Annotated in this window: 15 protein-coding genes and 1 tRNA gene; 13 read left to right on the top strand and 3 right to left on the bottom strand. The window is 76.1% G+C overall.

Annotated features, from left to right (window positions below; translation table 11 throughout):
• Positions 1 to 8: 8 nt before the first annotated feature.
• The 3 genes from FB586_RS07045 to FB586_RS07035 are packed head-to-tail and all read left to right on the top strand — an operon-like array spanning position 9 to position 4,128.
• Positions 9 to 1,670, top strand: a complete 1,662-nt coding sequence (locus FB586_RS07045; protein ID WP_136518610.1) for a hypothetical protein — start codon at positions 9 to 11, stop codon at positions 1,668 to 1,670.
• The gene (locus FB586_RS07040; RefSeq protein WP_246036604.1) at positions 1,667 to 3,298 is read left to right on the top strand and encodes an ABC transporter ATP-binding protein; all 1,632 of its coding nucleotides are present in this window, start codon (positions 1,667 to 1,669) and stop codon (positions 3,296 to 3,298) included. The genes FB586_RS07045 and FB586_RS07040 overlap by 4 nt, the downstream gene beginning before the upstream one ends.
• Complete coding sequence (locus FB586_RS07035; protein ID WP_168800485.1) at positions 3,295 to 4,128, top strand: ECF transporter S component; 834 nt, start codon at positions 3,295 to 3,297, stop codon at positions 4,126 to 4,128. The genes FB586_RS07040 and FB586_RS07035 overlap by 4 nt, the downstream gene beginning before the upstream one ends.
• Before the next feature lie 98 nt (positions 4,129 to 4,226).
• Here FB586_RS07035 and FB586_RS07030 read toward each other — a convergent pair.
• Positions 4,227 to 4,299 (bottom strand) — tRNA-Arg (locus FB586_RS07030).
• Between the two features lie 208 nt (positions 4,300 to 4,507).
• Here FB586_RS07030 and FB586_RS07025 point away from each other — a divergent pair.
• The 9 genes from FB586_RS07025 to FB586_RS06985 all read left to right on the top strand — a co-directional run bounded on the left by FB586_RS07025 (position 4,508) and on the right by FB586_RS06985 (position 15,233).
• Entirely contained in the window at positions 4,508 to 5,989 is a 1,482-nt protein-coding gene (locus FB586_RS07025) for a hypothetical protein (protein WP_136518608.1), read from the top strand.
• Positions 5,986 to 6,276, top strand: coding sequence for an SAV_915 family protein (locus FB586_RS07020; protein ID WP_222928306.1), 291 nt, complete (start codon positions 5,986 to 5,988; stop codon positions 6,274 to 6,276). The genes FB586_RS07025 and FB586_RS07020 overlap by 4 nt, the downstream gene beginning before the upstream one ends.
• A complete protein-coding gene (locus FB586_RS07015; protein WP_136518607.1) occupies positions 6,273 to 6,560 on the top strand; it encodes a hypothetical protein in 288 nt (95 codons plus the stop codon). Before FB586_RS07020 ends, FB586_RS07015 begins: the two co-directional genes overlap by 4 nt.
• Positions 6,557 to 7,813, top strand: a complete 1,257-nt coding sequence (locus FB586_RS07010) for a hypothetical protein (RefSeq protein WP_136518606.1) — start codon at positions 6,557 to 6,559, stop codon at positions 7,811 to 7,813. Before FB586_RS07015 ends, FB586_RS07010 begins: the two co-directional genes overlap by 4 nt.
• Positions 7,800 to 8,627 carry a hypothetical protein gene (locus FB586_RS07005; protein WP_136518605.1) on the top strand — a complete coding sequence of 276 codons (828 nt, stop codon included), beginning with the start codon at positions 7,800 to 7,802 and terminating at the stop codon, positions 8,625 to 8,627. The genes FB586_RS07010 and FB586_RS07005 overlap by 14 nt, the downstream gene beginning before the upstream one ends.
• A gap of 368 nt (positions 8,628 to 8,995) precedes the next feature.
• Entirely contained in the window at positions 8,996 to 10,348 is a 1,353-nt protein-coding gene (locus FB586_RS07000; protein ID WP_136518604.1) for a glycosyltransferase, read from the top strand.
• Entirely contained in the window at positions 10,345 to 12,543 is a 2,199-nt protein-coding gene (locus FB586_RS06995; RefSeq protein WP_136518603.1) for a right-handed parallel beta-helix repeat-containing protein, read from the top strand. Before FB586_RS07000 ends, FB586_RS06995 begins: the two co-directional genes overlap by 4 nt.
• A complete protein-coding gene (locus tag FB586_RS06990; RefSeq protein ID WP_136518602.1) occupies positions 12,530 to 13,669 on the top strand; it encodes a right-handed parallel beta-helix repeat-containing protein in 1,140 nt (379 codons plus the stop codon). The genes FB586_RS06995 and FB586_RS06990 overlap by 14 nt, the downstream gene beginning before the upstream one ends.
• A 157-nt stretch (positions 13,670 to 13,826) precedes the next feature.
• Positions 13,827 to 15,233 (top strand): UDP-glucose dehydrogenase family protein, encoded by a 1,407-nt coding sequence (locus FB586_RS06985; protein ID WP_246036653.1) that lies wholly within the window; start codon positions 13,827 to 13,829, stop codon positions 15,231 to 15,233.
• Between the two features lie 381 nt (positions 15,234 to 15,614).
• On the opposite strand, the gene FB586_RS06980 is transcribed toward FB586_RS06985, so the two are convergent.
• Positions 15,615 to 16,283: an AIM24 family protein gene (locus FB586_RS06980; protein ID WP_136518600.1), complete on the bottom strand. Its 669-nt coding sequence runs from the start codon at positions 16,281 to 16,283 to the stop codon at positions 15,615 to 15,617.
• A 91-nt stretch (positions 16,284 to 16,374) separates the two neighbouring features.
• Positions 16,375 to 16,785, bottom strand: a complete 411-nt coding sequence (locus tag FB586_RS06975; protein ID WP_136518599.1) for a transferase — start codon at positions 16,783 to 16,785, stop codon at positions 16,375 to 16,377.
• Between the two features lie 102 nt (positions 16,786 to 16,887).
• Between FB586_RS06975 and FB586_RS06970 the strand changes: the two genes are divergently transcribed.
• Positions 16,888 to 17,391: a methyltransferase domain-containing protein gene (locus FB586_RS06970; protein ID WP_136518598.1), complete on the top strand. Its 504-nt coding sequence runs from the start codon at positions 16,888 to 16,890 to the stop codon at positions 17,389 to 17,391.
• Positions 17,392 to 17,442: the final 51 nt, after the last annotated feature.

Here is a 17,442-nt window from a genome sequence, read left to right as displayed (position 1 = left end):
CCCGACCCATGATCGTCACGGCGCTCGCGCTGCTGCTGGCCGCCGCGCCGGCGGCCGCGCCCGCGCCCGGCAGCGACCCCTCCTGCGACCAGGTGACGGTGGTCGTCGACACGGGGGTCCTCGCCAGCGGACCGGTGACGAGCGCGTGCGTGCCGCCCGGCGACGCGCTGTCCGTGCTCCGCGCGGCCGGGCACGCCGTCGAGGGCACCGCCGCGTGGGGCACCGCCTTCGTGTGCCGGGTCGACGGACGGCCGGCGCGCGACGAGGACGTCCCCCTGCCCGGCGGACGCATGTTCCGGGAGACCTGCGCCCGCACGCCCGACGCCCGCGCCTACTGGAGCCTGTGGACGTCGACGGCCGGCGCGGGCTGGGCCTACGCCACGCACGGCGTGGGTGACCTCCACCTCGCGGCGGGCGACGCCCTGGGGCTCCGCTTCGGCGCCGGCGACGTCCCGCCGCGCCGCGCGCCCGCAACCGCCGGCGGCGCGGCCGCAACCGCCGGCGGCGCGGCCGATCCTTCTGGTGGACCGCCCGCGGGGTCGTCCCTCGGCGACCACGGGGACGGGTGGCCCGCCGCCGCGGTCGCGGCCGGCCTGCTGCTCACGACCGCCGCGCTCGTCCCGCTCACCCGTCGCCGGACGCGCGCGGCGCCCACCCGCGAGGTGCACCCCGTCGCGTGGTGGACGTGGGCGGCCGGCGCCGCGACGTTGGCCTCGGCGGTGCCCGCGCCGGCCCGGCTGGTCGTGGCCGCGGCCGCCGTGCTCGTCGCGGTCGCCTGCCGCGCACCCGAGGGCCGTCGGCTGCGCCCCTACCTCGTGCTCGCCGCGCTCGTCGTCGCCCTGCGCGTCGTCCTGCGTGTCGTCCTGCCGCTGCCCCTCGACGGTCCCGTCGTCCTGCACCTGCCCACGTGGCACCTGGGCTCGCTCGTGCTGCTCGGCCCGGTCTCCGCGACCGCGATCGGGACGACCCTCGTCGGCGCGCTGCCGCTCGCGGTCCTCGTGCTGCTCACCGGCGCCGCCGCCGCCCTCGCGGACCCCGTCGACCTGCTGCGCCACGCCCCGCGGCCCCTCGCCCCGGTGGCGACGGTGCTCGGCGTGGCGGTGTCCACCGTCGACCGGCTGGCCGACGTCGCGCGCGACGCGCGGGACGCGCGGCGGCTGCGTGCGCAGGGCTCGCTCGCCCTCGCCGTGGTGCCCGTGGTCGCGCGGGCGATCGCGGCGTCGGCCCACCTGGCGGACGCGCTCGAGCTGCGCGGCTACGGCGCGCGGGGCGACCGACCCCCGACGACGTCACGCCGCGTCCTGCACGCAGTCCTCCTCCTGGGCGTCGTCGTCGCCCTCGGCGCCGCTCTCGTCGTCGCGCTGCGACCCGGCCCGCTCGGCCCTCTGGCCCCGCCCCTCCCGCTGCTCCTGCTCGTCGTGCTCACGGTCGGCGCGCTGGTCGCTGCCGCCCGGGTCCTGCCCACCGCGCCCACGACCCGGCTGCGGACCGCACCGTGGGCGCTCGCCTCCTGGTCGGTCGTCGTGGCCGGGTGGGCCCCGGTGCTCGTCGCGCTCGGTGGCGCGTCCGCGTCGTCGACGGTCGTGGCCGCCCTGCCCGCCGCGGCCGCCTGGATCGCCGCCCCCCGGCCGCGGCTCGCACGCGTCGGCCGCGGCGGCGGCCGCCCGTGACCACGCCCGCCGTGCAGCTCACGGACGTCACGGCCACCCACGTCGGCCGGGACGTGCTGTCGGACGTCACGCTCGACCTGCCCGCCGGCCGCCTCGCGCTCGTCGTCGGCCGCACCGGGGCCGGGAAGAGCACACTGCTGAGGCTCCTCAACGGCCTCGTGCCCCGGGCGGGCGAGTGGGTGGTGCACGGCGACGTGCGGGTGCACGGCGAACCGGTCGCGGACAGGCCGCTGCGGGAGCTCGCCCGCACGGTCGCGTACGTGCCCGCGAGCGCCGACCGCACGTTCGTCGCCCGCACCGTCGAGGCCGAGGTCGCGTTCGGGCTCGAGCAGCGCGCGGTGCCCGTCGCGGCCCTCCGCCGCCGCGTCGAGGAGACGCTCGACCTGATGGGGATCGAGGACCTCCGCGACCGCGCCTGCACGACCCTCTCCGCGGGGCAGCAGCAACGTGTCGCGATCGCCGCCGCGCTCGCCGTCGGCTCCCGGCTGCTGGTCCTCGACGAGCCGACGTCGGCGCTCGACCCCGTCGGCGCCGACGCGGTGACCGCAGCCCTCGGGCGACTCGTGCACGACCTGGGCCTCACCGTCGTCGTCGCCGAGCACCGCACCGACCGGATCGCCGCCTCGGCCGACGTCGTCTGGACCGTCGAGGACGGCCGGGTGCGAGCGGACGTCCCCCGGTCCGCCCTGAGCCGCGCTCCGCACGCCCCCGCCGTCGCGCGGGTCGCCGCCGTCCGCGGCTGGGGGACGACCCCCCTGACCGTCCGCGAGGCCCGCGACCTGCACGCCGCCGACCCGCTACGGCACGTCCGGCCGGCCGGGCCGCGCAACCAGCCCGGTGCCCCGCCCCCACGCCGCACGACCACCACGCCCGCCCGGCGCACGGCCCTGCACGCCCGCGGCCTCGTCGTCCGCTACGAGCACCGCACCGCGCTGGCCGGGGTCGACCTCGACGTCGAGGCCGGCGAGACCGTCGCCCTGATCGGCCGCAACGGCTCGGGGAAGTCGACCCTGCTGTGGACGCTGCTCGGCGGCCGGGCACGCGCGCGCGGGACCGTCGCGGTGCAGGGGCGCGACCCGCACCGCATGCGCGCCGCCGACGTCCGACGCCTCGTCGGGCTCGTCCCCCACGCGGTCGACGTCCTCCTCGCGCGGGACACCGTCGCAGCGGAGCTGCTCGCCGCCGACCGGGCACCCGGGTCCCACCCGGGCCGCGCCGCGCACGTGCTCGACACGCTCGTCCCGGGGGTCGACCGCGGCGCACACCCGCACGACCTGTCGCAGGGCGAACGCCTCGCGCTCGCGCTCGCCGTGCAGCTCGCCCCCGACCCCCCGGTGCTGCTCCTCGACGAGCCGAGCCACGGCCTCGACCCGGCGGCCCGCGACGCACTCGTCGAGACCCTCCGCAGCGCGGCCCGGCGCGACGGTCGGACGGTCCTCGTGGCGACGCACGACCTCGACCTCGCCGCCGAGGTCGCCGACCGCACCGTCGTCCTGGCCCGCGGGGAGGTCGTGGCCGACGGTCCGGCTCGCACGGTGCTCACCGGCAACCCGGCGTCCGCACCGCAGGTGACGCGCGTCGACCCCACGTGGCTCCGCCTCTCGGACGCCGCGAGGTCGCGGTCGTGACCGGTCCCGCGCCCGGCGGACGCACCCGCGCCGCCGTCCTGGCCGGCACCTCCGCGGTCGGTGCAGGAGCCCTGTGCTGGCCGCTGCTCACCGCCGGCGGGCGCGGCGGCACGGCGACCCCCTGGGCCGTCGGGACCGTCGCCCTCCTGGCCGTCGTCGTGGTCCTCGCCGTGGCCGACGACGGCGACGGCGGGCTGGACGCACGGACTGCCGCGCTCGTCGGGACGCTCGCCGCCAGCGGGTGCGTGCTCCGGCTCGTGAGCCCCGGCATCGGCGGCGTCGAGCTCGTGTTCGCGGTGCTCCTCGTCGGCGGGTACGCCCTCGGGGCGTCGACGGGCTTCGTCCTCGGCGTGGTGACGCTCCTCGTGTCCGCCCTGCTCACGGGAGGGGTCGGCCCGTGGCTGCCGTTCCAGGCGCTCGCCGCCGGGTGGGTCGGGACGGCCGCCGGCGTCCTCGGCAGGCGTCGCCGGTCCAGCACCGGGCCGCCGAGCGCCGCCGAGGTCGCCTCCCTCGTCGCGCTCACCGTCGTCGCGTGCCTCGCCTACGGCGTGGTCATGAACCTGTGGTCGTGGCCGTTCCTCGTCGGCGAGGGCACCGCGCTCTCGTACGACCCGGGTGCCGGGCTCGCGGACAACCTCCGGCGGTTCGCCGTGTGGTCGCTCGTCAGCTCCGGCGCCTGGGACGGGGTCCGCGCCGGGGTGAACGCCGTCGTCGTCGCGGCGACGGCGCGCCGGGTCGTGGCCTCCCTGCGCCGGGTGCGTCGAACGGGCCGCTACGCGGACGTGCACGAGGTTCGGCGCCCGACCGGTCCCGACGGGCCGGACGCGTGACGCGACGGGCCGGGCACGGAGGTTGCGCGTCCCGGATGCGGGCGAGCCGCGCGGCCCCAGGGCCGGCCCGTCGACCGGTGCCCGACGGGCTCGCCGCGTGCGCCTGGGCAGATTCGAACTGCCGACACCCGCTTTAGGAGAGCGGTGCTCTATCCCCTGAGCTACAGGCGCGAGGCGCCGGGCTGCCCCGGCGACGCCCGACCAGCCTACCGGTCCGGCGCCCACCGCCCCGCCCGCCCATCCTTGGCCTCGGCCGGTACGCGGCCCGGAGGAGGCGGACCTGGTCGCACGCTCCCCCTCCGGCGTAGCGCGCGACCCGCAGCCAGCAGGGCTCACGGGTCGACGCAGGGGGCGGACGATGACGGTGCGAGAGACGACCATGCCCAGCGCACGGGTCCGCGGGCTCGCCGTCGCGACCCTGGCGGTGGCGCTCCTGACCCCGGGGGCGGCGGTCGCGGCCGCACCGGTGCCGGACCTGCCACCGGGCGCGCTGCCCGTCGTCGGCCCGGTGCAGGTCCGCGACCAGGTGCGCGCGCTGCTGCGCCGCCTGCCGGCGGTCCGGGCGACCGACGTCGGCGCCGCCGGCGAGCGCGGCTACGCCCCGGTGATCGCGAGGTCGGGGGTGGTCGCGGGGACCGGACCGGGCCTCGTCGCCTACCGGTGGGACGGCAGGGTCGTGACGCACTTCCCCGGCGGCCCCGGGACCCGCACGGAGGCGGTGGCGGTCAACGGGCCCGGCCAGGTCGTCGTCCACGCGTGGACCGACGACGGCGGCCCCTTCCCCCAGCTGTGGAACGCCGACGGGTCGGTCGCGGCGCTGCCCCTCGAGACGGGGTCGGGCAGCGTGACCGCCCTGGACGACCGCGGCGCCGCCGTCGGCGCGACCACGCTGCTGGCGCCGGCACCGGGGTCCGGGGGCTACACGGCCGTCGTGTGGCGGGACGGCCGCGTGCACGACCTCGCACCCGGCGGCTTCGACGCGGTGGCGTGGGACGTCAACGAGCGGGGTCACGTCGTCGGGCTGACGCACCGCGCGGGCGGTCCCGACAACACGGGCTGGGTCTGGCGGAACGGCGTCGTCACCGACCTCCCCACGCCGCCCGGGTTCGCCGACACCACCGCTGACCAGGTCAACGACCGCGGGGACGTGCGCGGCGGGATCCACATCCCGGACGTCTCCGCCGGCACGCACGTCGGGGCCGTGTGGTTCGGAGGCACCGACCTGCGGCACCTCGGCGCGAATCCCGGCTGGCTGGCCGACCTGAACGAGAAAGGGCTCGCCGTCGGCAACCTGTGGCGCGGGGACGAGCTGTTCACCGCCGACGCGGCGACCGTCGACCGGCGCCGCGTCACCCGGCTCCTGACGACCTCCGGCGGACCCAGCGCCGCGGCTGCGGTGAACGACCTGGGGATCGTCGTCGGGGCCGAGCGACGCGCGGGACGCACCCAGGCGGTCGCGTGGGTGCTGGGCGTTCCCGTCGCGCTCGGCGCTCCCGGAGGCTGGTCGGACGTCGTGGCGAGCGGCGCGACCGGCGTCGACGAGGGCGGTCGCGCCGTGGGCTGGGTACGCCTGCGTTCCGACGGGGCGGACGCCCCCGCGCGCACCGTGGTGTGGGACGTGCTCCGACGCACCGGCAGGTCGAGGACCTCCTGTCGCGGCGCGGCTGAGACCGCCTGCTGCGCGGCGCGGCTAAGACCGCCTGCCGCGAGGCGCGGCGGAGACCGCGGCTGCGGGGCGCGGGCGCTCGCCGCTCTCCTGTCCCCGCCCGGCGGTAATGTCCCGATCGCACCGCGGTCCGCCGACGCATCGCGCCGGCGTGCCGCCGCTCCGCAGCCCCGCCCGGCCCGAGGAGAGACGTGACGCGACCGCTCCCGGCGGACTACCCGCCGATCCTGTACATCCCCTGCGTGCGCGAGGTCGCCGACCCTGCCGACCTCGAGGTCGAGTACCGCACGACGCGCGACGGCCGCACGGCCCTGCTCGTCTACTCGGCGCTCGACCGCCTGCACGCGGGCGCCGGTCCCGACCAGCCGTGGTTCACGCTGCCCACGTCGGAGCTGCAGAAGCTCTACGACGTCCGGCCGTTCGACCTGGTGCTGCTCGACATGCTCGTGCCGGAGGAGCACCGGACGGTGGCGTCGGCATGAGCATCGGCGCGGACTTCACGGCGCTGCACGGCATCGCGTCGGCGCTGCGGGCGGCCGGGGAGGACCTCGACGGCGCGTGCCGGTCCATCCCGGCGTCGACCGGGACGGGCGACGCCGCTCCCCTGCTGGCCGGCATCCTCACCACCGTTTCGGGCACGGTCGCCTACCTGGCCTACGAGGCCGACCTGCTCGGCGAGCGCGTCGCGGAGTGCGAGCAGACGCTGGCGGCGACCGACTCCGGCGCGGACGAGCGGCTGGCGGCGATCGTCGGGGAGCTCGGATGAGCACGGTCGACGCCCGCATCGAGGGCGAGCCGGCGTCGATCCGCGCGGTGTCGTCCTGGCTCTGGGGGACGCTCGTCCCCGCAGCGACGCAGGCGGCCGACACCAGCCGCAGCCAGCGCGACCGGGCCGCGGAGGGCTGGGACGGCACCGCCTCCGAGGCGGCGCAGGGTCGGATCGCGACGCTCTCGACGCGCACCACGCAGCTCGGCACGACGGTCTCCGACACCGCCCGCAGCCTCGACACCCTCGCTGCCGCGCTCGAGGCCGAGCAGGCGGAGATGGACCGCGCCCTCGGCGTCGCCCGCGGCGGCGGACTGCAGGTGGACGGCACGGTCGTGCACTCGCCCCCGGCGGCGCAGCCCGTCGCGGACCTGCCGGCCGGCGCCACCCCCGAGCAGGCGCAGGCGCATGGACGGGCGATGCAGGCGCACGCCCTCGCCGTCGCGAAGATCCGGACCTGGGACGAGGTCGTCGACATCGTCGAGGGCGCGCGCAGCCGCTGGCGCACCGCCCTCGACGACGCGTCCCGCACGTGGACCGGCAACTCCGGGAACCTCGTCGGGCTGACCCGCGACCTGCTCGCCGCCGGCGCCGAGGTCGGCGCGATCACCGCCGTGTCGCGGTTCGCCTCCGCCGGTGCGCAGATGCACGCCGCCGAGGCCGCCTCGCTGGCCCGGCACGTGTCCGAGCTCGCCCCCGACGGCCGCGTGGTCACCACCCCGTCGCACTGGTACGACCTCTACGACCGCATGCGCGCCGAAACCGCGCTGGCCGACGACGCCGCACGCGCGGCCGCGAACGCGAAGGTCCCGGTCGCGCTCGGCCGCGGCCTGCTCGTGCTCGGCGTCGCGGCCACGGGGTACGGCATCTACGACGACATCCAGGACGGCGAGTCCCCCGCGCAGGCCGCGGTGTCGAACGGGGCGGGCTTCGCCGCATCCCTGTTGGCGGGCGCCGGTGCCGGCGCGGCGACCGGCGCGATCGTCGGGTCCTTCGTGCCCGTCCCCGTCGTCGGGACCGTCGCGGGCGCCGTCGTCGGCACGGTCGTCGGGACGACGGTCGGGCTCATCACGTCGGGCGCCGTCGACTCGATGTGGGAGAACGGCGTGGACTCCCTCGGCGACGTCGGCAACGCCATCGCGGACGGCTGGGACGAGATGACGAGCACCGTCGGCGACGCCGGCGAGATGATCGGCGACGCCGCGGGGGCGGTCGGCGGCACGGTGAAGGACGCGTGGGATGCCCTCTTCTGACGCGCCGAGGCGGGGCATGGGGCGCGGCTTCCTGTGGTTCGTCGTCGTCGGGAACGCGCTCCTGGGCTCCGCGCTCACGGTGGTGTCGCTGGGGATGCTCACGCAGCCGGGGACCTGGTCGACGGCCGTCTCGCTCGTCGCCGCGGCCGCCGGCGTCCACTGGGTCGCCGCGGGTGCCGTCGGCTTCCACCGCATGTACCTGCGCCGCCCTCGCCTGGACGGCGCCCGCGTCACGACGACGACCACGGACGACGGCCGCCCCGCCGTCGAGCTCGCGTGGGCGCGCACGATCATCGCCGTGCCGGCGTTCACCGTCGCCGGGCTCGTCGTCCTGCTCGCCGCCGCCACCGTGCTGCAGGCGGCGGACGGCGACGCCGGAGCCGGCGCTTGGTTCACCGGCGGTCTCGCACTGCTGCTGGCGCTGCTGCTGCCGGACAGCCTGCTGCGCCTGCGCCGCCGCGCCCGGCTCGTCCTGACCCCCCAGGCGGTCGAGCTGCACGGGTGGGACGGCGATGGCGTGCTCGCCTGGGACGACGTCGTCGGCGCGACCCTGGTGGAGACCGGCTCGTGGACGTCCCTGCGTCTCGTCGGCCGGCCCGGCAGCACGCTGGGCTGGCGACGCCGGCCGCGCCTCCTCTTCGCCCCCGCTCCGCGCGGTCCACACCTGGACGTGCCCGCACCGGCCGTCGACGTGGACGTCCGGTTCCTGGCCGGCACGCTCCTGCACTACGCGCAGAACCCGGCGGCGCGGGCGGAGATCGCGGACGGCAGGGCGCGCACGCGGCTCGCGGAGCACGTCCGGCCCCTGGGCTGACCAGCCCGCGCCCGAGGGGGTTCGGCCCCCGCCGACCGCCTCCGGCTGCTCACATGCTGGACACACCCGTGCGGCAGCGGGGTGCTATGTCCTATATGACCGGCTCTGCCTGAGTGCGCACCGTCGCTCGGCCCGGCACCGCCACCCCCGGTCCTGTCACCTGCGCCGACGCGGGCGCCGCTCACCCGCACGGACGCAGTCACAGCCCCGACGACCACCGACGCGCAGGTCGCGACGGTTCACCCGGGAGTCGGACGCCTGTCCGGTTCGGCCTCGTTCGGGCTATTCACGCGGTCTGCCGCACCGGCCTACCTTCGGCCTCGCCAGGTCAACGGAGACTCCGCCCCCTCATCACGTCAGGAGACCCGATGCCCTCGGCCGCCGCGTCCTTCCTGCCCGCCCTCGACACCAGCGCCCTCACCCTCGAGAACCTGCGCGACCTGTTCCCCCTCGCGCTGGCCGGCATCGTCGTCTGGGGGCTGTGGCTGTACCGCGTGGTGCTGTCGCGGATGGCCCGGCCGATCACGTCGGACTTCCGGGCCACGACGTCGGTGGTCGTGCCCTCGTTCCACGAGGACCCGGACATCCTCATGAGCTGCCTGGAGTCGTGGCGGTCGCAGGACCCGACGGAGATCATCGTCGTCCTCGACCTCGCGGACACCGAGGCGTACGAGCGCATCGAGGCGCTCGGTGACCCGGTGATCCGGCCGATCCTCTTCCGCCACGCCGGCAAGCGGTCCGCCCTCGGCGAGGGCATCCGGCACGCCCGCGGCGAGGTGCTCGTGCTCACCGACTCCGACACCACCTGGCAGCCGGGCCTGCTCGAGGCCGTGCAGATGCCGTTCGCCGACCCCGACGTCGGCGCGGTCAGCACGCAGCAGAACGTGTACGACCGCACCTCGAGCGTGTGGCGCCGCGTCGCCGACTGGCTCGTGAGCCTGCGCTACTACGACTACGTCCCGGCGATGGGCCGGGCCGGTGCCGTCGCGTGCGTGTCCGGCCGCACCGCCGCGTACCGGCACTCCGCCGTGCTGCCGGTGCTGCCCAACCTGGAGGACGAGTTCTTCCTCGGCCGGCGGTGCATCGCCGGCGACGACGGGCGCCTGACCTGGCTGGTCCTGGGGTCCGGCTACAAGACGGTGCACCAGTCGTCGGCCCGCGCGCTGTCGATGTTCCCCGCGTCGTTCCGGGCCTTCGTCAAGCAGCGCGTGCGCTGGAGCCGCAACTCCTACCGCTGCTACCTCACCGCCGCCTACAAGGGCTGGCTGTGGCGGGTCCCGTTCGTCACCAAGATCACCGTCCTGCAGATCCTGCTGACGCCGGTGACCATGGGCATCACCCTCGGGTACCTGGCGTTCTCCCGGCTCGAGCCGAACGCCGGCAGCGTCGCCGCCGTCGTCGTGTGGCTGCTGCTGGGGCGCGGCATCCGCGGCCTGTCGTACCTGCGCCGGCACCCGAAGGACATCGTGCTGCTGCCGCTGGTCACGCTCGTCGTCATCTTCATCGCGCTGCCGATCAAGCTCTACGCGTTCGTCACGATGAACAAGCAGGGCTGGCTGACCCGGCACGCCGACCAGGTGGGCGGCGACGGCCAGACCGCCGGCACGCTGACGGACCGGACGACCGCCGCCGCGGCACCCGCCCCCGTCCGCGCCCCTGCCGCCGCCCCCGCACTCGTGCCCGTCGGCGCGACCGCCCGTGCCGCGGAGGTGACCGCGTGAGCCGCGCGCTCGTCCGCCGCCGGCGCCGCCGCGTGGCCGCCTGCACGCTCGCCGTCGTCCTCGCGACGACCCTCGCCGCGACGCCCGCGTCCGCCGCCGGGCAGGGCGGGACCACCTCGTCCGACTCCCCCGACAACCCCGTGGCCGCGCTCGCGGAGGTCCTCGCGACGCTCCTCGGCTCCGTCCGGGCCGAACCCACGGCCCGAGCGACGCCGAGGAGCACGGCGCCCGACGCCACCGCCGCCACCGCCCCCGCAGCCACCGCCCCCACGCCCTCGGCCACCAGCACCAGCACCAGCACCGGCACCGACACCACCACCCGCACCGCGGAGGACGACGCCGAGACGGGTGAGCGCGTCGACGCCGAGGACGCCGACGCCTCCGCCGGCGGCCGCCCCTACCCCGGCGACCCGACGACCGAGGCCGTCCTCGTGGCGGACGAGGACGACCGGCTGGACGAGGTGCGCACGGTCAGCTCGATGGTCCGCTGGCGCCAGCTCGACATGACGACGCCGTACCGGCTCACGAACGGCTCGACGTACACGCTCGTGCTGACCAAGCGCGAGGCCGACTACACCGTGACGGACCTGCTGAAGCTCGCACCGCAGACGTTCGTGCGGCAGCCCGACGGCGCGTTCCTGCTCACCGAGAACGTCGTCGTGCAGCCGGGCGCCACGCTCGCCCTCACCGCACCGGGCGGCCTGACGCTGCGGCTCGCGAGCGACGCCGAGCGGTTCGTGTCGATCGTCAACTACGGCGGCAAGCTCGTCACCCGCGGCACCAGCACCGACCCGGTGGTCGTGACGAGCTGGGACCGCGCGGCCGGCGCCGCGGACGTGCTCACCGACGACGGGCGCGCGTACGTGCGGTCCATCGGCGGCCAGGTCGACCTGCGCGGCACGCAGTTCCGCGACCTCGGGTTCTGGAGCGGACGCACGGGCGGCGTCGCGCTGACCGGCACGGACCGGCCCACCGGCGGGGCGCTCGAGTCGTTCGGCCGCGAGCTACGGGACAACGTGGACGCGATGCGCGGCCAGCAGCAGGCGGCCGGCACCGTCCCGGACCCGGCAGCCCCGCCGGCCGGTGGCACCGTGGACGGCGTCCTGCCCGCGGGCGACCTGCCGCTGCCCGAGGTCGACCTCGACGACCCGACGTTCAGCTACGTGGCCGCGAGCGTCGACGACGTGACGTTCGAGGGCAACGCCTTCGGGCTGTTCCTGTCGAGCGCGAACGGCGTCGACATCACCGACTCCGTCGTCAGCGGCAGCCTCGTCGACGGCCTCGTGCTGCACCGCTTCGTGGCGAACGCGGCGATCAGCGCGACGGTCGTCAGCGACAACGGCGGCGACGGGATCGTGCTGTCCCGCGCGACGACGGGCATCGTGCTCAGCGAGGTCGAGTCGACCGGGAACGCCGACGACGGCATCGAGCTGCGCGGCGAGTCCCTCGCGGACGGCCCCAGCGCGACCGGCTCCCCCGTCGGCGACTACGGCAACAACTCGGTCGCCAACAGCACGGCGTCCGACAACGGCGGCCACGGCATCGAGGTGGTCGGCGGCCGGAACGTGAGCCTGACGGCGAACGACGTCTCCGGCAACGACATGGGCATCGTCGTGCGCGATCCCGCCTCCGAGATCGCGATCGTCGGCAACCGCCTGCGCGGCAACGCTCGGCACGCGATCGCCCTGCGCGACGGCGTCCTGTCGGCCACGGTGAGCGGCAACGTCGTGGAGGACGGCCCGAACGGCGTGTACCTGCGTGACTCCGTCGCGGACGTGCGGCGCAACACGATGTCCGGCATGACGCTGCACGGCGTCACGCTGGTCGGCGCCACCGAGGGTGCCGTCGTGCGGGAGAACGACCTGGCGGGCCGCGGGCCGAGCGCCGTCGACGTCAAGCGCGCGACCGGCGCCGAGGTCGCGGACAACGACACCGACGGCTGGACGAGCACGAAGCCGTTCTGGACCGTGGTGCGCAACGCCGCCCAGCCGCTGACGGTCATGTGGGTGCTGCTCGGGCTGCTGGTGCTGGTCACGGCGCTGCGCGGGCTCGGCCGTCCCCGCGAGCGCCGGCACCCGTACGCGGCGCAGGCCCGCATGGCGGAGATCGTCGGCCGGCCGGCGAACGACGCGCCGCTGCCGCCGCACGAGGCGCGCCAGCGCCGGACCGGGGAGGTGCACGGTGCGTCGCACTGACCGCGTCCGCGCCGGACTGCTCGTCCTCGCGCTGGCCCTGCTCGCCGCGTGCGTGCCGGCGTCCCCGGGCGACCCCGCCCCGACGCCGACGAACACCCGCACGCCTCCCCCGGTCGTCCCCTCCCCGCCGCCCGTCGCCTCCGGTGACGAGGACGACGAGGACGAGGACGACGACGGCGCGGCGGCGGGCGCGACCCCGCGGCCGGACTGGATGAGCGAGCCGGCAGCCGAGGCGCCCACGTGCCCGGCGCCGACCGTCACGGTCACGACCGCCGACGAGCTGCAGTCCGCGCTGGACGACGCCGCCCCCGGCGACGTCGTCGGCCTGGCCGACGGCGTGTACGTCGGCGAGTTCGTGGCCCGCACCTCCGGCACGCCGCAGCAGCCGATCGCGCTGTGCGGCGGCCGCGGGGCCGTCCTGGACGGCGACGGCATCAAGGGCGGCTACGCCCTGCACCTCGACGGCGCGCAGCACTGGCACGTCGACGGGTTCACGATCCGCAACGCGCAGAAGGGCCTGATGGCCGACGGCACGGTCGGCACGACGATCTCCCGCCTGCGCGTGCACCACATCGGCGACGAGGCGATCCACCTGCGCCGCGTCAGCACCGACAACCTCGTCACGGGCAACGCGGTCAGCGACACCGGGCTGCGCAAGCCGAAGTTCGGCGAGGGCGTCTACGTGGGCACCGCCGAGTCCAACTTCTGCGACATCACCGACTGCCAGCCCGACGCGAGCGACCGCAACCGTGTCGTCGGGAACGCGTTCTGGGCGACGACCAGCGAGGCGGTCGACGTCAAGGAGGGCACCCAGGACGGGCTGGTCGCACGCAACCAGTTCGACGGCAGCGGCCTCGAGGGCGACGCCGACTCCTGGGTCGACGTCAAGGGCCGCGCCTGGACGGTGGAGGACAACGCCGGCCGGCACAGCAGCCTCGACGGCTTCCAGACGCACGAGATCCTCGACGGCTGGGGCACGGACAACGTGTTCCGCCGCAACCAGGGCGAGCTCGACGCCCCCGACGGCTTCCTCGTCGCACCGCGTCCCGCCCGCGACAACGTCGTCGACTGCTCCAACGCCCTGCTCACCGACGTCGGCGGCGTCGCCCCCGACGGCTGCTCCTGACCCCGCACCTCACCGCCGCACCTCTCCCCCACCCCCACCCGCCCGGCCCGCGCACCGCCGTGGGCGGGCCGAGCACACCCTGGAGGACCCCATGAACGAGACGCCGCACGAGACCCCGACGCACGTCGACGGTCACCCCGTCGTGACGCGTCCCCGCATGACCGTCATCGGCACCGGCTACCTCGGCGCGACGCACGCCGTGTGCATGGCCGCCCTCGGGTTCGACGTCCTGGGCGTCGACGTGGACACGGCGAAGATCGCGCGCCTGGCCGCCGGCGAGGTGCCGTTCTTCGAGCCCGGCCTTCAGGAGCTGCTGGTCGAGGCGCTCGCGAGCGGCCGGCTGCGGTTCACGACCGACTACGCCGAGGCGGGTGCGTTCGGCGACGTGCACTTCGTGTGCGTCGGCACCCCGCAGCGCAAGGACTCCCTGGCCGCGGACCTGTCGTACGTGTACGCGGCCGTCGACGCGCTCGCCCCGCACCTGACCCGCCGCGCGCTCGTGGTCGGCAAGTCGACGGTGCAGATCGGCACCGCGCAGGCCCTCACCGAGCGGCTGCACGCGACGGCACCGGCCGGCACGGACGTCGACCTCGCGTGGAACCCCGAGTTCCTGCGCGAGGGCTACGCCGTGCAGGACACGCTGACGCCGGACCGTCTCGTGTTCGGCACGTCGTCGGCGTGGGCGTCCGCGCAGCTCGCCGAGGCCTTCCGCCCCGTGCTCAACCGCGGCACGCCGCTCGTCGAGTGCGACCTCGCCACCGCCGAGCTCGTCAAGGTCGCCGCCAACTCGTTCCTCGCGACGAAGATCTCCTACATCAACGCGATGGCGGAGGTCTGCGAGGCGACGGGCGCCGACGTGAACCTGCTCGCGAAGGCGCTGTCGTTCGACGACCGCATCGGCGGCCGGTTCCTCAAGCCGGGCCTCGGATTCGGCGGCGGCTGCCTGCCCAAGGACATCCGCGCCTTCGCCGCCCGGGCGGCTGAGCTCGGCGTCGGGCAGGCGGTGTCGTTCCTGCACGAGGTCGACGCGATCAACACGCGCCGGCGCACGCGCACGGTCGACCTCGTGCGCGAGCTCGCGGGCGGCTCCCTCACGGGCGTCCGCGTGGCCGCCCTCGGCGCCGCGTTCAAGCCCAACTCGGACGACATCCGCGACGCCCCGGCGCTCGACGTGGCGCGGATGCTGCACGAGGAGGGTGCGATCGTGCAGGTGTACGACCCCGAGGCGATGGACAACGCGCGCCGCACCTACCCCGAGCTCACGTACGCGGAGAGCCTGCCCGCGGCCGTGCACCGCGCGGACGTCGTCGTGCTGCTGACCGAGTGGGCGCAGTTCCGCACCGCCGACCCCGAGATGATGGGCTGGCTCGTGTCGCACCGCCGGGTCGTCGACGGCCGGCACGCCCTCGACGCCGACGCGTACCGCTCCGCCGGCTGGGACTACCGCGCGCTGGGCCGTCCGCTGCTGCCCCGCACGGTCGAGCTGGCCTCGTCCGCCGCGGACGAGGTCGACCTCGCGACCGCGCTGGCGCTGGCGGGCCAGGCGGTGGCCGGCACCCGCTGACACGCACACCGGTACGACCCGAACGTCCGGTACGACCCGCACGTCCAGTACGACCGAGGGGCCCGCGCACCATGCGCGGGCCCCTCGGGTCGTCTCCCGCGGCGGCCGGCGCACGGACGCAGTCCGCGTGCCGCCAGGGAGACGAGGTCCTTCTCGCCAGCGTGCGCACACCGTGCGTACACGGTGCGTACGCACCAGGAAGACGTACCCCTCCCTCGCGGACGGCGTCGGTCACGGGCGCTCGACGCGGCGGGACGCCCGACCCCGAGCCATCGTCGTCGCCCTCCGACGGGGAAGTCCGACGGGGAAGTCCGACGGCGCGCGCCGTGGCGCCTCCCCCCGCACCGCGGGAAGCCGCGCCGGACGACGCGCGCCCGGACGTCAGCCCTGCGCCACGACCGGGAACCCCTCGGACGGCTGCACGATGACGAAGCCCGGCCCGTGGAACTTGTACTGGAACGCCTCGCCCGTCCCGCCGCGCAGCAGCGAGGACACGTTCATGCTCGACACGATCTCGGGCGAGAGGTTCGCCGACCAGCACACGGCCGCGTTCGGGTCGACGTACGTCGGCTGCTGCGAGCAGTCGAGGATGACGGGCGTGCCGTCGGACGTCAGCGCGACGGACCCGTGCCCGTGGATGAGCGTGCTGAACAGGCCGCCGGTCATCATCCCGGCGCCGCGCGTGCGGTGCAGGTCCCACTGCAGGTTCGCGTCGAACGCGAGGACGTTGCTGCCGCCGATGCTGATCGCGTCGCCCTCGAGCTCGAGGATGAACACGTCGTGCGCGTAGCGGGCGAAGAACACGTCACCCTGCCCGTGCACGGTCATGAGCGCCTGGTCGTCGCTGCTGATGGCCCGCTTGACGAACTTCGCGAGGGAGTCGGAGCCCTTGTGCTGGAACTGCACGGCGCCCTGGTACGCGACCATGACGCCCTTCGCCGCGATGACCGGCTCCCCGAGGGTCACCTTGAGCATCTTGCGGTTCTGCAGGACGAAGCGGCTGGTGCCCGGCACCTCGAGGTTGGACTGGTCGAAGATCTCGCTGCGCATGGGAGCCATCCTGCCGGTCGCCCGGGGACGGCAGGACGCCCCGACGGGTGAACCGCCGGGGCGTCCGGGAGTGCGGGGTACGGGCTGCGGGTCAGGCCGCGAGGACGTGCGGCGGGTAGCCGCGGCGGTGCACCTCGGCGCCCTCGTCGACGTGCGCCTCCGGGGCGACGACGACGCCGTCCTCCAGCCGGGCGCGGGCACCGACCGCGGCGCGCGATCCGATGCGGGCGGCGCGGCCCACGACCGCGTCACGCCCCACGTGGACGGACGTCGCGAGGTGGGCGTGCGCGGCGACGACCGCGCCGGGCTCCACCCAGCAGTGCCGGCCGATGTGCGCGCCGGGCTCCACCTGGGCGCCCGGGTCCACCCACGTGCCGTCAGCGACGTACGCGTCGTCGGCCACGCGGGCGCCCTTGGCGACCATGCCGCCGCCGTTCGAGTGCCGGAAGTAGCGGACGACCCGGCCGTCGTCGGTCTCGAGATCCTCGTATCGCTTCCTCATAACGACCGTTCCAACGCCGGCCGGTCATGGGATGTTCCCCGCGGGCGGTATGGTGAGCGGGGACACGTCCGGCGTTCGTCAGGTCCTGCACGAGGAGGTGCCGTGGACCGGCACAGCGCCGCGGCCCTCCTGGTCACCGGCCTCACCGACGGCTCCGTGCTCGAGCTCGGCAGCGGCCCGCGCGGCCTCGCCCCGCTGCTCGCCGGGCGCGTCCGCCGCTACGAGGCCCTCGACCGCTCACCCCGCGCCACCGCCGCGCTCACCACGTGGCTCGCGGAGCACCACCCGGACGGCGCCTGGGGCGTCCGCACGGGCGACCTCACCGACCTGCCCGGTCAGGCCGACCTCCCGCCCGCCGACGTCGTGGTCGCGGTGAACGTCAACGCGTTCTGGACCGGCGCGACGGCGGACGCCCTCGCGGCGGTCGGCGGGCACCTGCGTCCCGGGGGCGCGCTCGTGCTCGTGCTCGAGACGCCGGACCCCGTGGACGCACGCGTGCGCCCCGCCCTGCACGCCGCTCTCGCCGACGCCGGCTGGCGGTGGCAGGAGCACCCCGAGGCCGGAGGGCCGCGGGGCGTCGCCCTGGTCGCCCGTCCAGTCGCCTGACCGGCACACCTCCGGCAGGGTGGGCCGCGTGGAGGACGACGCGGAGGTCCG

The sequence above is a fragment of the Cellulomonas telluris genome (genome assembly GCF_004886325.1).
In the GTDB taxonomy this organism is placed as follows: Bacteria; Actinomycetota; Actinomycetes; order Actinomycetales; family Cellulomonadaceae; genus Cellulomonas; species Cellulomonas telluris.
The sequence above is the reverse complement of the archived record's forward strand: the minus strand, read 5'-3'. Positions and strand labels throughout refer to the sequence as shown.

Coding starts and splice junctions, on each gene's coding strand:
- FB586_RS07015 (WP_136518607.1), top strand. CDS start 6,273: ATGAGCATCGGCGCGGACTTCACGGCGCTGCACGGCATCGCGTCGGCG.
- FB586_RS07005 (WP_136518605.1), top strand. CDS start 7,800: ATGCCCTCTTCTGACGCGCCGAGGCGGGGCATGGGGCGCGGCTTCCTG.
- FB586_RS06985 (WP_246036653.1), top strand. CDS start 13,827: ATGACCGTCATCGGCACCGGCTACCTCGGCGCGACGCACGCCGTGTGC.
- FB586_RS06975 (WP_136518599.1), bottom strand. CDS start 16,785: ATGAGGAAGCGATACGAGGATCTCGAGACCGACGACGGCCGGGTCGTC.
- FB586_RS07025 (WP_136518608.1), top strand. CDS start 4,508: ATGCCCAGCGCACGGGTCCGCGGGCTCGCCGTCGCGACCCTGGCGGTG.
- FB586_RS07045 (WP_136518610.1), top strand. CDS start 9: ATGATCGTCACGGCGCTCGCGCTGCTGCTGGCCGCCGCGCCGGCGGCC.
- FB586_RS06980 (WP_136518600.1), bottom strand. CDS start 16,283: ATGCGCAGCGAGATCTTCGACCAGTCCAACCTCGAGGTGCCGGGCACC.
- FB586_RS07010 (WP_136518606.1), top strand. CDS start 6,557: ATGAGCACGGTCGACGCCCGCATCGAGGGCGAGCCGGCGTCGATCCGC.
- FB586_RS07000 (WP_136518604.1), top strand. CDS start 8,996: ATGCCCTCGGCCGCCGCGTCCTTCCTGCCCGCCCTCGACACCAGCGCC.